Consider the following 15,146-nt stretch of genomic DNA (forward strand, 5'->3'; position numbering starts at 1 on the left):
TTTTTCACACAAATAAAAAGGTAATTGAGAATAAAAACCTAATTTTTTCTCAATCACCTTATTACATCAATTGTGCCGCGACATTCATTAGAGGCTATCACTACTTTAGTTACGTTATACGAAAGCCTTTAAGCCATGTGAAAATAATTAAAACTATTAATATAAAACCGACATAGCCCATCACTGCATATAGCTTGGCTACAAGCATCGTAAAACCAGCAAGACTTGCTAAAAAGCCTAGACCACCGATAAATACGGCAGTTACTTTAAAACTAGCCTTATTAGGTTTTAAAAATCTCACCATAAATGAATAGAACATCCCCACCGCTGTATTATAAATCATCCCTAATAAGGAAAAAGACATCAGCAGACCAATTAAAGGATGAATTTCATTTGCTAAAGCGAGCATGGGTATATCTATGCCGACGATGACATTCATTTTTGCCAGAAGAGACAGGTTAATAAGTAGAATTAAAGCTCCAAGCAAAATCCCACCGATAATACCTCCCATTCCTGCCACTTTTTCATTGCGAATAGCTCCACACATAACCGTTAAAAGTGAAAAACACACCCCAATATTAAAAGACAAATACAGTAACGCAGTAACCCACCAGCTTTTAGAACTTACTTGTGCTTGCTGCGCAATAACAGCTTGTTCGACAAAGGTTAAATCCATCGTTGCTAATGAATAGATCGCTATTATCGAGACAATGGCTAGCAGATAGGGTGTAGCTATAGCAATAACGTTTATGATACTCTTCACATCCATCATCACAGTCGCTATAGTAAGTACTATCATACAAATGCTCCCAAGCCAAACTGGTAGTCCAAACATTTGATGAAGCGTAGCACCTGCTCCCGCAAACATAATTACTGCAACACCGAATAAGAAGAGCGACAGTAAAATATCCATGACAAAGCCTACAACCGTATTTCCAGAAATTTGATAAATTAAATCCTTGTGCGATGTCGTACGCAATCTTGAGCTAATTTGAGCAATGCACATTCCTACTAGAGCAAATCCAACTGTAGCAATAAGTGCACCGTAAATTCCATGAAAGCCATAGCTCGTAAAATATAGTACAATTTCCTGTCCTGATGCAAATCCCGCACCGACGATAATTCCTACATAGGCACCACCGATTTGCAAACTTTTTTTCAATCAGTTCTCTCCCTATTTATTCTATTATTCAACTTATTTACATCGTAGACATTTTCTCAAAAGTCATCCTCAACTATTGTTGATGAACCTATTATTGATAAACCTTTGTGCTGATTGTTAACTTATCAATTACCTTCATATTAAGTGTATATCCAATTCCAGCCTTTTGTGGCACATGAATATAACCATCTTCTACAATTACTTCAGGTGTAATGATGTCCTCATACCAATAATGACTTGAGCCGGCAGTATCCCCAGGCAACACAAAATTAGAGAGCGACGTTAATGCAATATTATGCGCTCGTCCGATTCCTGCCTCTAACATACCACCACACCAAACAGGAATATTATTTTCCTTGCATAAATCATGAATTCTTCTAGCTTCTGTTAAACCGCCCACACGCCCTATTTTTATGTTCATAACACCACAACTTCCAAGTTCTATCGCTTTTCGAGCATCTTCAAAGGAGGTAATACTTTCATCTAAGCAAATAGGCGTCTTTAACTTTCGCTGCAGCTTAGCATGATCGACAATATCATCTACAGCTAATGGCTGCTCAATCATTAATAGATTAAATGCATCCAGTTGCTGCAGTACATCCATATCGTTCAATGAATATGCCGAATTAGCATCTACCATCAATGGCAGGTCCGGCATTTCAGCTCGAATAGCTCGAATAACTTCTACATCATGGCCAGGCTTAATTTTCACTTTTACTCGTTTATAGCCTTTTTTTACATGACCTTTTAATAAATCAATTAATGCTTCTGTAGAAGATTGAATACCTACGCTAACACCTACCTCTATTTTCTCCTTATTTCCGCCTAAGGCTTTCGCAAGTGATTGTTTCGTTTGTTGTGCATAAATATCCCATACGGCTCCTTCAATAGAGGATTTCGCCATGCAATTACGACGAATTGAAGAAAACAAAACACTGATCTCATCTGGATGCTCAACCTCTTTATGTAACAAGATGGGGATTAAGAAGTCTTCAAGCATATGCCATGTTGTTTTTAATGTCTCCTCTGTATACCAAGGCGCTACAAAGGCAACAGCTTCTCCCCATCCTTTCGTTCCCGATTGATCTATCGCTTCTATTAATAGAAGTTCTTTTTCATCAATTGTGCCAAAACTCGTTGTAAACGGTGCTTTCATAGGCATTTTTATATGTCTAACTGTAATCTGTTCTAGTTTCACAAGATTTCACTCCTTAGCCTTATTATAAAGCTAATAAGGAGCGTCTGACTAATAGATAGCTATGCACATATTCCTTATTCTTTTGCATTCGAACAATAGCATAATTTTGTTCAAACAATGTCGCTAAAATAGTACGAATTTTATAACGCCAGTCCTCCGCAAGCTTAGGACTCTCTATTTTCATCTTTTGTAAATATTGAGGAATAGGCAATAAATAAGCGTCCTTATAATATATTTGTTCACGCTGAAATTCACCGTCAATATCAAGTACGGGTAAGCCATCTACCGTTAAAGACCACGGTACAATTTCTTCAGCTTCTTCTTCCAGTTCATCTAAGGAATCTTCTACTCTATCTTGTTCAATCCACCATTCTGCAACAATTCGATCTGAAGGTAGCCCATCGTTAAAATCATCTTTAAGCGGACCATAATAATTATTTTCATACTGAAAACTAAAGGCATTAAGCTTCAAAAATGATAAATTAGCCATACACGCTTCTAGCGGATCAAATAACCAAATCACAAGCTGAAACCCATGTTCTTTTGCATATTCCTGTTGAGCATGCTTTAATAATTCACCTACACCTTGTTCACGATATGTTTTCTCCACTCCAATCATGTGCGAGAGTAAATACATTTTTCCATGTCGATACCCAACAAAGCAGTAATTAAAGCCAATCAGCTTTTCGTCTAAATATGCCCCAAGAACTAAACCACCATTTTGTACAGCTGCTAATAATTGATGCGAGGGAATAGCCTGACTTCCCCAAATACGTTCGTTCAAAATTTGTACTTCTGCAATCTCTGTAGGTGCCATTATTTTTTGAATACGTACTCTCTCTAACATTATGCTGATCCCTCCTTTGTATTCCCCGACTCTAATGCTAACAATACCGCTCTTGTCAGGATTTCAACCCCTGTTACAAGCCTCGCCTGCTTAAATCTCATCTTTGGATGATGTAGTCCTGGTGTTACCCCACAACCGAGACCTAGCATCGTAGATTTTAAATGTGGACGTTGAACAGCATAGTGATGGAAATCTTCACCTCCAGGTGTATGAACTGGCTTTCTTAAATTCGACAATCCGGCAGCTTGCACGATAGCCTGCTCCATAATATATTGAGCAGTTGAGTCTACCTCAGCAGCTACTACATTGGCAACAGTACGTAATTCAATCTGCACTTTATGCAAGACCTTGGAAGAATCAATAACCCTTTTTACTCCTTGCGCAAGTGTATCCATTACATCGTTTCGTTGCGCTCGTATATCAATGGTGAACGATGCACTTCCAGGAATAATATTGCCGGATTCTCCTCCTGCATGGAATTTTGTCATCTTAATTGATACAGGAACCATTGGATCTGTATGAAGCGTTCTTAAATCTTCGATAATAGTTGCTCCTACTTCAATGGCGTTCACGCCGAGATGTGGTCTTGCTGCATGGGCATCTTCTCCAATAATTTCCCCCTCAAGTAATCGAGAGGCCCCATGGTGCAACGCGGCACAATATGTACCGTCTTCAAGCTCATGGACAGGTCTTACATGAACACCAAATAAAAAGTCCAAATCATCAATGATTCCCTCTTTTAAAACAGATAAAGCACCTGTTCCTTTTTCTTCAGCAGGTTGAAAAATCACACGAATTGTACCGTTAAATGATGGAGCAAGCTCTTTCAAAAGTAATAGAGCACCGATTGCCATCGTCATATGTCCGTCATGACCACAGGAATGATTCGCACGAAATTCACCATCTACTTCTTGCCATAGCGCATCAATGTCCGTACGCAAGCCAACTTTAGGATGACCATTTCCTACGTCAACATAAAGTCCTGTACTGTTTTTAAAGCGTATTGGTGAAAAACCTTCACGTGTAAGTAAATCAACAATATAATTCGTTGTTTCTACCTCATGCCAGCTTATTTCTGGATGCGTGTGCAAATACGTGAAAATCTCCATTAACCTTGGCCTCAAACGACTCAAAGTTTCTTTCATAGCATCCAACCCCTTTAATTTTCATACTATTAAGATTATTATAAAGGAAAATAAAAACTTTTCTACACAGAAACGTCCCGTATTCAGCAAATTAAACACATGTTACATGATGAGCAGACTACCAACAAAATATCTCTTCATACAAAAAAAGATGCAAGTACAGTTAGTTGAATAACTGTTCTTGCATCTTTTGATGATTAATTAATACCTCGCATAGCTTTTGAAATAATTGGCGAAAGTACTAATATTATTATCCCGAAAACAATGGATAATGAGCCTAAGAAACCGAAGTACGTGAATTCGCTTACAACTTCATAGACTTTTACAAGTTGTGCGTTGATTGCTTGTGCTGCCGCACTTGTTAAAAACCAAAGTGACATCGTTTGCGCAGCAAAAGCCTTCGGAGCCAATTTTGTAGTAACTGACAATCCTACTGGCGATAATAATAACTCCCCAACTACAACTAAAAAGAATGATATTACTAACCACCATGGACTTACTAAATCTGTACCACCAGATAAATACGCTGGTAGCATCATCACTAAGAATGATAATCCCGCAAAGAATAATGCATAAGCGAATTTACGCGGTGTAGATGGTTGCTTATCTCCCCATTTCATCCATAACATAGCAAATAATGGAGCCATCGTAACGACGAATAAAGGGTTTAACGATTGGAACCAAGAAGATTGAATATGAAAACTACCAATATCCAATCGTGTACGACTATCTGCATACGTTGCTAAAATAGTTGCCCCTTGTTCTTGGATTGCCCAAAACATTACTGCCGATAAAAACAATGGAATGTAAGCGAGTACGCGAGACTTCTCATCCTTTGTTGTTTTCTCACTGCGATACATATAAATAAAGAACACCGTTGGAATTACAATACCTAGCGTCGTAATAATGAAACCAAAAACATTCATTGTTAGTACGCCAGTTTTGATACCAATAGCCCCAGCAATAATAATAAGTAGCGCTATAATTCCAAATCGTGTAAAGACTTTTTTTCGTTCTTCAGGTAGTAACGGGTTGTTTACCTGTAACCCTGCTAAGCCTAAATATTTTTTTCCTGTTAATTTAAAAATAATTAAACCAATAAACATCCCTAACCCTGCTATACCGAAGCCTAGGTGGAAATTATACTTTTGTCCAATTGTTCCGACAATTAATGGTGCAAGGAATGATCCCATATTAATACTCATATAGAAAATCGAAAAACCTGCATCACGACGGCTATCTGTATCAGCATACATATCTCCGACAATACTTGAAACGTTCGGTTTTAATAAACCTGTCCCAATGACAATGAAGAACATTGAAGCAAACAACATGCCTACGCCACCAGGTAACGCTAGCAGGAAATGCCCAAACATTATGAACACGCCACCATAAAAAATGGTTCTACGTGTGCCCAATAATCGGTCAGCAATCCAACCACCGATAATCCCTGACATGTAAACCAATGATCCGTAGATAGCCATAATGGAGTTCGCTGTTCCACGATCCAGGCCTAAGCCGCCTTCATGCAATTCATAGTACATAAAGAAAATCAGAATTGCTCGCATACCGTAGTATGAGAATCGTTCCCAAAATTCTGTGAAAAATAATGTAAAGAGCCCTTTAGGGTGTCCAACAAAGCCATTTTGAGGGACGGATTTTACAATTTCATCTTTAGTAGACATAAAAATATCCTCTCCCGATTTCATTATTCAATAATAATATTATTACCCAATAGTACAGATAAAAACTTTATTTCATCATACTAAAGTGTTTTAAAAACTTTTTCAAGAGTTTTAAAAAATGTTGGAATTTTACACCTTTTCTTTAAATTCAGAATGATTTTTATAGAATTATAGCAAACCTGTTGATATTCCTAACTTTTCTCACTATTTGATATCAACTAAATTACAAACCACCATAAAATTATTCTAAAATATTTTATAGTCAGATTATTTATTTTATTAACAAATAAGCTAGCTTTATCTATAATTTCATTCACAACGATATAAATTCGCTTTTTCCATTACAAAAAAGCACGCTAGAAATAAGGAATGCTTCTAGCATGCTTTTAGAACAATGATGTGATTGATTATTTTATTACATATTGTTGGAATTTTGCGTAATCCGAATCTTTTACCTCTATTGTTAAAAGCGTACCATGTTCTTCATACGCTGTTTCATAGACAGAGGCATTTTCATTTAAATAAGAGACGATATTCCCTTGTTCGTACGGAATAAGCATTTTACAAGTTACATAATCAGAGAAAATATGCTGACGTATCATTTGCAACAATTCCTCTAATCCAGTCCCTTCCTTTGCTGAAATCCAAATATTATCACCGCTAATAACAGGATATGAAACGTTTGCTATATCCGCTTTATTATACACATAAATTGTCGGAATCCCTTCAACACCAACTGCTTTAAGCGTTTCATTTGTTACGTCCATCATAAAGCCGTGCTCAGAATTGGAAACATCTACAACATGAAGCAATAAGTCGGCATCACGAGCCTCTTCCAATGTTGAGCGGAATGCCTTCACTAGATGATGCGGTAATTTGCTAACAAAACCAACTGTATCTGTTAATAAAAATGTCTTTTTATCAGGTAACTCTATTTGACGGACAGATGTTTCAAGTGTGGCAAAAAGCATATCCTTCTCAAACACTTGTTTATGATCTTCCTGCCCTATTTTCGTAAGTAGCTGATTCATAATCGTTGACTTACCAGCGTTCGTATAGCCAACAATGGAAACGACAGGGACGGCATTTTTACGTCGTTGTTTACGCTGCGTCTCTCGTTGTTCCTTTACATGCTCTAGGTCCTTCTTTATTTTCGCAATTTGATCCTCAATTTTCCGACGGTCTAGCTCAAGCTTTGTCTCACCGGCACCACGGTTTTTAAAGCCACCACCAGTACCGCCACCTTGACGACTAAGAGAAGCATGCAAGCCAACCAAACGAGGTAGCATATATTGCAATTGCGCTAACTCAACTTGCATCTGTGCTTCACTTGTTTTAGCACGACGTCCAAAAATATCTAAAATCAACATCGTTCTATCAATAACCTTTGTCTCTAAATCACGCTCTAAATTACGGATTTGCGAAGGTGATAATTCATCATTAAAAATCACTAAATTTGCTTGTGCTTCGTCATAAAAGTTTTTTATTTCTTCAATTTTACCAGTACCAACATAATGAGATGGCGTAATGCGCTCTAAATTTTGTGTGACAACGCCAACGACTTCTACATTTAAAGCTTCAGCTAAATTCTTTAACTCCTCCATTGAATAATCAAAATGCTGATCATTCCGTAGATTTACGCCAACTAAAATAGCTTTTTCCAACAATATATCTACTTCTTTAATTCTATCCATCCACAAACCTCCCACCGACACTTTGGTGCTACTACGACAAATTTTCTTCATCTTACCATATAATGTCCTAATTCGTGTCGTTTAACATAGATATCGTAAAAAATGCGCCTTCTATGTAAAAGGCGCACTTCATTCATTTACTACGTTCTTCTTTCAGCAATACTTCAGTACGATCGAACTCGTCTTCAATATCTTTATTCGGTTTATATGTCAAAATACTGACAATAACCGCAACGATTAAGCATACTATGAAGCCTGGAACAATCTCGTATAATGTATCAGCTAAGAATTTTATTTTCCCCCAAGCAAAGGCAGTTGCAGCACCAGCTACCATTCCACTGAGTGCTCCGTAATTCGTTAATTTTCTCCAATATAGGGACAGCAATATGACAGGACCAAACGCTGCACCGAAGCCAGCCCAAGCAAAGCCCACTAAGTCTAGAATAGAACTATCTGGATTCCATGCTAAAATCCCTGCGATAATAGCTACAACTAAAACAGAGACACGGCCTACAAAGACATAATGCTTATCATCTGCTGTTTTATTAAATAAAGCTTTATAAATATCTTCCACAAGTGCTGACGAAGTAACAATTAATTGCGATGATATTGTACTCATTACTGCGGCTAGAATGGCAGCTAGCATTATTCCTGCAATGAATGGGTGGAATAAAATTTGACCAAGTACAATAAATACTGTCTCAGCGTCTTTTAGCTCACCTGCATGTTGCTCATAATAAGCCACACCTACTAAAGCTGTCCCAATCGCTCCGAATAAACTCAACATCATCCAGCCAATACCGATGCGACGAGCTTGCTTTGTTTCTTTTACTGAGCTAATAGCCATAAAGCGCACGATTATATGCGGTTGTCCAAAATAACCTAGCCCCCATGCAAGTGATGAAATAATGACTGCAGCAGTTGCATTTGAAGACAATAAGTTCAGATGGTCAGGATTTACAGCTTTAATGGATGCTATCGTATCTCCAATTCCACCTGTTAAAGACAATCCAAATAACGGTACAGCAATAAGTGCTATAAACATAATGAGACCTTGTAAAAAGTCTGTATAACTAACTGCTAAGAATCCCCCAAACAATGTATATGCCACAACAACAGCAGATACAATTAATAAGCCGGTATGGTATTCATAGCCAAAGGAACTATCAAAAAATTTGCCTCCTGCAACCATTCCTGAAGAAACATAAAATGTAAAGAAGATTAAAATAATAATACCTGAAGCAATCCTAATTAGCTTTGTGCTGTCACGTAAACGATTATCTAAATAACTCGGTATAGTAATAGAGTCATTAGAAACTTGTGTATAGACACGTAGTCTCGGTGCTACTAATAGCCAATTCAAATAGGCACCAATTGTTAAACCAATGGCGATCCAAGCCTTGGAAAGTCCAGCTAAATAAATCGCACCCGGTAAACCCATTAACAGCCAACCAGACATATCTGCTGCCCCTGCGCTCAGTGCTGTAACAGCAGGACCTAGCGAACGCCCACCGAGCATGTAATCCGTTAAATTTGATGTTTTCACAAAAGCATACCAACCGATTCCTAGCATGGCGATCATGTAAATAATAATCGCAAGTAATTGATACATGTTTGCAGACATATTTTTCCCCCTTATTTCCCCTTTAGTCTTTTTATTAAAAATTCACTATAATTAAAATACCACAAATATACATGATAACCTATAATTATTCAAAGAGTGATGTCTAAAATTTATAATAGCATCGGACTTCATAAAGTGTGTTAAACTAGTGCCATCTATAACACGATAAAGAAGGCGAAATGTATGACATTTGAAGAAATGAAAGCTCAGCTTATGGAGCGGATTTTACAACAACAACTCGTTACTGCTACAATCAGTCAACCACGTATGAAATCAAACGAAGTAAAACGTATAAAGCTAAAACCTTTATTACTTAAGGATGCTTACCATATACAAGTTGAATATCAATTTGAACGTATTTTAAAACACGAAAATGTTCTATTAGAAAGTTTCCCTGAGAAGCTAGAAGCAATTTTTAACGATTACCGTCAAGCTCATGTTGATTTCATTGATGAAAAAGTACAAGTGCAGCTATCAAAAAAGAACAAAGTACTGTGGAAATCCGATAAATCCTCAACGCCAAAGCAAGTCAATTTAGCTCATAATCGCAAGAAGAACTATTTACTGGCTGAGGATAAGCCCTACCCATTTTTAATTCGTCTTGGGGTACAAACAGAAGAAGGAAAAATAAAAAAACAAAAATACGATAAGTTTAAGCAAATCAACCGTTTCATTGAATTTATTGACGATGCTTTAACCCACTTACCAAAGGATCGTCAGGTTCGTATTTTAGATTTCGGTTCAGGCAAATCCTATTTAACATTCGCCTTGTACCATTATTTAAAAATCGAAAAAGGCTTAGACATTCGTGTCACTGGTTTGGATTTAAAGAAGGAAGTCATTGAGGAATGCTCACAAATCGCACAGGATTTAGGCTATGATCAACTCGAATTTCTAGTAGGAGATATTAATGATTATAATGATGAGTCTGCCGTGGACATGGTGGTAACTCTCCACGCCTGTGATGTTGCCACTGATATGGCATTAGCGCGCGCTGTGAAATGGGGAGCAAGTGTTATTTTAAGTGTCCCTTGTTGCCAGCATGAGCTAAATCGCCAGCTTAACACACCAGCACTTGATATCATGCTTCAACACGGTCTCGTACGCGAACGTTTTGCAGCGCTCGCAACAGATGCCATCAGAGCAGAAATTTTATCACTTGTTGGCTATGAGGCACAATTGCTAGAGTTTATAGATATGGAAAACACACCAAAAAACATTTTAATACGAGCCTATCGAACAGGTAAAAAACCAAACTCTGAACAGCGCTCTAACTATGATGCGTTTTTAAAGTTACTAAATGCCAAGCCATTTTTAGCGAATGAGTTACAAGCTTACCTATAAAATGCCGCGATATTTGTGAGCGTTGCGCGGGTATTCACCCTCCTTTCGCGGGTATTTCTGAATTTGCTTAATCAAATTAAAAAGGTGGTCCAATACTTCTGGACCACCCTTTCTATTACAGTTCTTGTCGTAATGCTTGAATAACATCGATTTTTGTGGCTTTTCGTGCTGGACGATAGCCTGAAATCATCGCTACACCAATACTAATCGCTGATGCAATAAGAACAAGCTGCCAAGGAATAAGTGAAAATATAATGTCATTTTTACTAAACGCATCTTCACCTGTTGCTGCTTCTAAAATTAAAGGCAATGTAGCATTTGCTACAAAGCTAATAACATAAGAAATAGCCACGGCTATCAAAGTCCCAATAATACCAATGAACGTACTTTCCATTAAGAACAAGCGTTGAATAAGTTTCGGACTCGCTCCAATCGCCTTTAAAACACCAATTTCACGAGTACGCTCTGTAACAGCCATCGTCATAGTATTGAAAATGCCAATCGACGCGATCAAGACAGCAATTGTCCCTACAAATATTAAACCGATTTTTAAAACTAGGAAAAATACATTCATTTGATCCAATTGCTCCGTTACAGAAAAAACACTATAGCCTTTGTCTTTTAGTTTGTCTAATATCGGTTTTACATTTTCCATGCTATCAGCAAAAATATTAAACTCTGAATAAAACATGTCATCCTCTTTAACATCTGTTGCTGCTAAAGTTGTAGCTAGCATTGGCTTTTGCTCTGTGTCCATATAAATAGAATTATTAATCATCCAATCATAAGATGGCTTCTTCATCACACCGACAATCGTATATTTCGTTTTCTTTGTTTCTTTTGCCCCATCAATACGTGGCATTAATGCTAACTCGATCTCTTTACCAATTAATGAGTCCTTATAACCTTCCTCACTACCATTATAAAAAGTGCCTTCCGCTTCAGCTTTTTTATTTTTTTCTTCAATAATTTTGCGCTCAGCATCATTTACTAATGATTGAGCAAAATGATAACCTACAATAATTTCGTTTGGCTTTGTTGGATACTTCCCTTTCTCAAGCTTGCCGTTTACTTGCTCAAAATTATGCATATTCGCAACGTATAATTCAGAGTCTGTATCACGATCCTCAAAAAATGAATGGGCTGATGCATTAACAGTAATCGTTTCAAGTATTGTTTCCACATGTTCTATATTTTTTATTTCATTGATTTGTTCCTCTGTAAATTGATCATTACCATGCACTTGAATTTTCGTAACTTTTTCATCCGATAATATTTCATTGCGTATGGAATCCTGAAGCCCAAACCCAACTGATGCGAGGACAATCAAAAATGCACAGCCCATAGTTGCGGCCAGCACCGTCATAAACACACGTAATTTATTTTTCTTTATATGCTGTGTCACAAAATCTAGTTGATCTTTAAATAACATACTATGCTTCCTCCTTTACAAGTTCCCCATCGTACATGCGAAAACGTCGATGTGCTATTGTTGCTACTTCCTCGTCGTGCGTGATAATGACAAATGTTAAACCAAGCTCACGGTTTAGGCTTTGAATGAGCAGCAATATATCTTGCTCCGTTTCCGAGTCAAGACTTCCTGTCGGCTCATCTGCCAACAAGATAGGTGGATTTGTAATTAGAGCTCTTGCAATACTAACACGCTGTTGCTGACCACCCGATAATTCATTTGGGTAATGGTCTGCTACATCTGTTAAACCAACCTTGTCCATTAATTTTTTCACTTTTTCAGTACGCATAGCTTTCCTGATACCCTGTAACTTCAATGGTAGTTCAATGTTTTCAAACGCCGTTAAGCCTGGCATCAGTTGGAAGTTTTGAAAGATAAATCCGAACTGTTGTAAACGAAAAGCTGCACTTTCTGCTTCAGTGAGATGCGCTGTTTCCATTCCGTTTACCTTAATAGATCCTTGTTCAGATTTCATAAATCCAGCTAATATTTGTAATAAGGTTGATTTACCGGAGCCACTTTTACCTACAATCGCGACAATCTCTCCTTTTTTCACCTCAAAGTTGACACCTTTTAATACTGGAACATGCTTTTCCTTGCCTTTCTTTCCGATTAAAAATGTATGTTGTAAATTTTCGACTTGAATCATTGTTAAATAAACGCCCCTTTCACATTCTCTAGATTCATCACCATAACGTGGGTTGATTTCCGTTCCGACTGGGCGCGTCCGATGAGCCGCTTCACTCGCGCTGCTCGCTTCAGGGTTTCATCTGTGACGCTAATCCCCAAGGAGTCGCCCAGTCTCCACTCCAATCAACTTCCATATATGGATATGTTTTTAACAAATATCATCCTAAACTTATGGTGATGAGCCATTCTTTCTCCATTGTAGTAAAGAATTCTTAATAAAGTTGAAGGATAAAAATGAAGATATTCTTAAGAAAAGGGAAAACTATGCGCAAAATGATTCCTTTACATTCCCTTTACAATTCTGACATATAAGTTATTCAAAATTTTATGTCTCCATAGTATTCTTTTGTAGTAAACAGAAAGTAGAAATCTCTATAAAACCTATATTTAAAGCATTTTTCTGTATTAATAAAAACAAACACAGAGGTTCCATTATTATTTTGTGAGCAAATTGTATATTACAGGATTGTAAAGTTTTCTGTAGAATTGAAGAATTTTGTGTAGATAAATTAAAGATTTTGTTATGATAGTAAAGTTTAGAGGCCAATTTATTTATATCCAGGAGGATTCGATTTACATGCTTAACTCAAAAAAACAAGACCCTTTCTTTATAGCTTTACATAAAATTGCTGAAAATATGAGAGAGGCCGTACATTACGCAAATGATTTTCGTATTAACAGTGTAGCTGACCTAAAAGAGATTAGCATTACGATGAAAAATTACGAAACAGCTGGTGATAAGCTCATTCATGAACTAATCGTGATGCTAAACAAATCATTTATGACACCTATCGAACGCGAAGACATTTTAGAATTTGCCATTCGTATGGACGACGTATTAGATGGTACGGAGCATTGTATCGCTCATTTTGAAATGTTCTCTCTAACTGAGGTTGATGAATCCATGCGTACTTTCTTAGGCTATATTTCAAAAAGTGCTGATGAAATTGTAAAAGCAACAGAAGAGTTAAAGAAAAAGAATCTAATTGGCATGCGCCCACACTCAATTCTTATTAAAGATTACGAGCGTGAATGTGATGAAGTTCAACGTTCGTCCATTAAACAACTGTTTTTAAATGAAAAAGATCCAATTCGACTTATTAAATATAAAGATATATATGAACAACTTGAAGATATCGCTGATCATTGTCAAAACGTTGCAAATACTATGGAAACAATTATCATGCGTAACGCGTAATTAGGAGATGGGCACTTACAATGAACACAATCATTATATTAACCGTACTGGTCGTTATCTTTGCCCTAACATTTGACTTTATCAATGGCTTCCATGATACAGCAAATGCTATTGCAACTTCAGTTTCCACTAGAGCATTGAAACCCCGTGTAGCTATCATGATGGCTGCAACGATGAACTTTATCGGAGCGATTACCTTCGTTGGAGTTGCAAAGGCTCTAACAAAAGACATTGTCGATCCATTCTCTTTAAATGCCTTTGAAGGAGACACGACAGGCTCAGTCGTTATTTTAGCAGCATTAATCTCCGCTATTATTTGGAACTTACTAACATGGTATTTTGGTATTCCATCGAGTTCTTCCCACACTCTGATTGGGTCCATCGCTGGTGCAGCAATTGCATCTGCTGGCTTCGGAGTGCTAAACTATGGCGGTTTCACTAAAATCATTATGGCCTTAGTGCTTTCACCAATCCTTGCGATTTGCGCTGGCTTTATTATGATGACACTGTTTAAATTATGGTTTAAAAACTTAAATTTATATCGTACGAATAAAGGTTTCCGGACGATGCAAATTTTCACTGCCGCCATTCAATCTTTTACACACGGTACTAATGATGCCCAAAAAGCAATGGGAATTATGACGATGGCGTTAATCGCAGGTGGTTTGCATTCAGGAGATGAAATTCCATTCTGGGTACGAGCTGCAGCAGCAACTGCAATGGGGCTTGGTACTTCTATCGGAGGCTATAAAATTATTAAAACAGTCGGCGGTAAAATCATGAAAATTCGCCCTGTAAACGGAGTTGCAGCAGATTTAGCATCTGCATCCGTAATCTTCGGTGCTACATTAATTCACCTACCAGTATCCACAACACACGTTATTTCTTCCTCTATCATGGGTGTTGGCTCTGCACAACGTGTACGTGGTGTAAACTGGGGTATGGCCCGTAAAATTGTCACTACTTGGGTTATTACAATGCCAATATCTGCAGTTATGGCAGCTATTATTTACTTTTTATTATCGTTATTCTTTTAACTTCGCATACTAAGACTCCTGTTCCTTATTTGGGACAGGAGTTTTTGCATT

General features: G+C 37.4%; 12 protein-coding genes. 3 read left to right on the top strand and 9 right to left on the bottom strand.

Going from position 1 to position 15,146, the window contains the following annotated elements:
* Window positions 1-109: 109 nt before the first annotated feature.
* From MOK21_RS14810 to putP, 7 genes are all read right to left on the bottom strand, one after another.
* Window positions 110-1,162, bottom strand: coding sequence for a YkvI family membrane protein (locus MOK21_RS14810; protein ID WP_249074768.1), 1,053 nt, complete (start codon window positions 1,160-1,162; stop codon window positions 110-112).
* A 91-nt stretch (window positions 1,163-1,253) separates the two neighbouring features.
* Entirely contained in the window at window positions 1,254-2,360 is a 1,107-nt protein-coding gene (gene menC / locus MOK21_RS14815) for an o-succinylbenzoate synthase (RefSeq protein ID WP_249074769.1), read from the bottom strand.
* 22 nt (window positions 2,361-2,382) lie between these two features.
* Entirely contained in the window at window positions 2,383-3,207 is an 825-nt protein-coding gene (locus MOK21_RS14820; protein WP_249074770.1) for a GNAT family N-acetyltransferase, read from the bottom strand.
* A complete protein-coding gene (locus MOK21_RS14825; RefSeq protein WP_249074771.1) occupies window positions 3,207-4,352 on the bottom strand; it encodes a M20 peptidase aminoacylase family protein in 1,146 nt (381 codons plus the stop codon). The genes MOK21_RS14820 and MOK21_RS14825 overlap by 1 nt, the downstream gene beginning before the upstream one ends.
* 197 nt (window positions 4,353-4,549) lie before the next feature.
* Window positions 4,550-6,037: a peptide MFS transporter gene (locus MOK21_RS14830; protein ID WP_249074772.1), complete on the bottom strand. Its 1,488-nt coding sequence runs from the start codon at window positions 6,035-6,037 to the stop codon at window positions 4,550-4,552.
* A 407-nt stretch (window positions 6,038-6,444) separates the two neighbouring features.
* Entirely contained in the window at window positions 6,445-7,731 is a 1,287-nt protein-coding gene (gene hflX / locus MOK21_RS14835; RefSeq protein WP_249074773.1) for a GTPase HflX, read from the bottom strand.
* A 133-nt stretch (window positions 7,732-7,864) separates the two neighbouring features.
* The gene (gene putP / locus MOK21_RS14840) at window positions 7,865-9,355 is read right to left on the bottom strand and encodes a sodium/proline symporter PutP (protein WP_249074774.1); all 1,491 of its coding nucleotides are present in this window, start codon (window positions 9,353-9,355) and stop codon (window positions 7,865-7,867) included.
* A gap of 183 nt (window positions 9,356-9,538) precedes the next feature.
* Here putP and MOK21_RS14845 point away from each other — a divergent pair, with 183 nt between their 5' ends.
* Entirely contained in the window at window positions 9,539-10,699 is a 1,161-nt protein-coding gene (locus MOK21_RS14845; RefSeq protein ID WP_249074775.1) for a class I SAM-dependent methyltransferase, read from the top strand.
* Window positions 10,700-10,814: 115 nt separating this feature from the next.
* Here MOK21_RS14845 and MOK21_RS14850 read toward each other — a convergent pair whose 3' ends face one another.
* Both MOK21_RS14850 and MOK21_RS14855 read right to left on the bottom strand, forming a co-directional pair.
* Window positions 10,815-12,131: an ABC transporter permease gene (locus MOK21_RS14850; protein WP_249074776.1), complete on the bottom strand. Its 1,317-nt coding sequence runs from the start codon at window positions 12,129-12,131 to the stop codon at window positions 10,815-10,817.
* Window position 12,132: 1 nt separating this feature from the next.
* Window positions 12,133-12,819 (bottom strand): ABC transporter ATP-binding protein, encoded by a 687-nt coding sequence (locus MOK21_RS14855; RefSeq protein ID WP_249074777.1) that lies wholly within the window; start codon window positions 12,817-12,819, stop codon window positions 12,133-12,135.
* 618 nt (window positions 12,820-13,437) lie between these two features.
* Between MOK21_RS14855 and MOK21_RS14860 the strand changes: the two genes are divergently transcribed.
* Both MOK21_RS14860 and MOK21_RS14865 read left to right on the top strand, forming a co-directional pair.
* Window positions 13,438-14,058, top strand: coding sequence for a DUF47 domain-containing protein (locus tag MOK21_RS14860; protein WP_249074778.1), 621 nt, complete (start codon window positions 13,438-13,440; stop codon window positions 14,056-14,058).
* A gap of 20 nt (window positions 14,059-14,078) precedes the next feature.
* A complete protein-coding gene (locus MOK21_RS14865; RefSeq protein ID WP_249074779.1) occupies window positions 14,079-15,095 on the top strand; it encodes an inorganic phosphate transporter in 1,017 nt (338 codons plus the stop codon).
* Window positions 15,096-15,146: the final 51 nt, after the last annotated feature.

Origin of the sequence: Lysinibacillus sp. BPa_S21 (assembly GCF_023337795.1) — a bacterium.
Taxonomy (GTDB): domain Bacteria; phylum Bacillota; class Bacilli; order Bacillales_A; family Planococcaceae; genus Lysinibacillus.

Bases quoted from the DNA above. Each gene is read 5' to 3' on its own strand.
- MOK21_RS14820 (WP_249074770.1), bottom strand. From the start codon at position 3,207: ATGTTAGAGAGAGTACGTATTCAAAAAATAATGGCACCTACAGAGATT.
- MOK21_RS14825 (WP_249074771.1), bottom strand. From the start codon at position 4,352: ATGAAAGAAACTTTGAGTCGTTTGAGGCCAAGGTTAATGGAGATTTTC.
- MOK21_RS14830 (WP_249074772.1), bottom strand. From the start codon at position 6,037: ATGTCTACTAAAGATGAAATTGTAAAATCCGTCCCTCAAAATGGCTTT.
- hflX (WP_249074773.1), bottom strand. From the start codon at position 7,731: ATGGATAGAATTAAAGAAGTAGATATATTGTTGGAAAAAGCTATTTTA.
- putP (WP_249074774.1), bottom strand. From the start codon at position 9,355: ATGTCTGCAAACATGTATCAATTACTTGCGATTATTATTTACATGATC.
- MOK21_RS14845 (WP_249074775.1), top strand. From the start codon at position 9,539: ATGACATTTGAAGAAATGAAAGCTCAGCTTATGGAGCGGATTTTACAA.
- MOK21_RS14850 (WP_249074776.1), bottom strand. From the start codon at position 12,131: ATGTTATTTAAAGATCAACTAGATTTTGTGACACAGCATATAAAGAAA.
- MOK21_RS14855 (WP_249074777.1), bottom strand. From the start codon at position 12,819: ATGATTCAAGTCGAAAATTTACAACATACATTTTTAATCGGAAAGAAA.
- MOK21_RS14860 (WP_249074778.1), top strand. From the start codon at position 13,438: ATGCTTAACTCAAAAAAACAAGACCCTTTCTTTATAGCTTTACATAAA.
- MOK21_RS14865 (WP_249074779.1), top strand. From the start codon at position 14,079: ATGAACACAATCATTATATTAACCGTACTGGTCGTTATCTTTGCCCTA.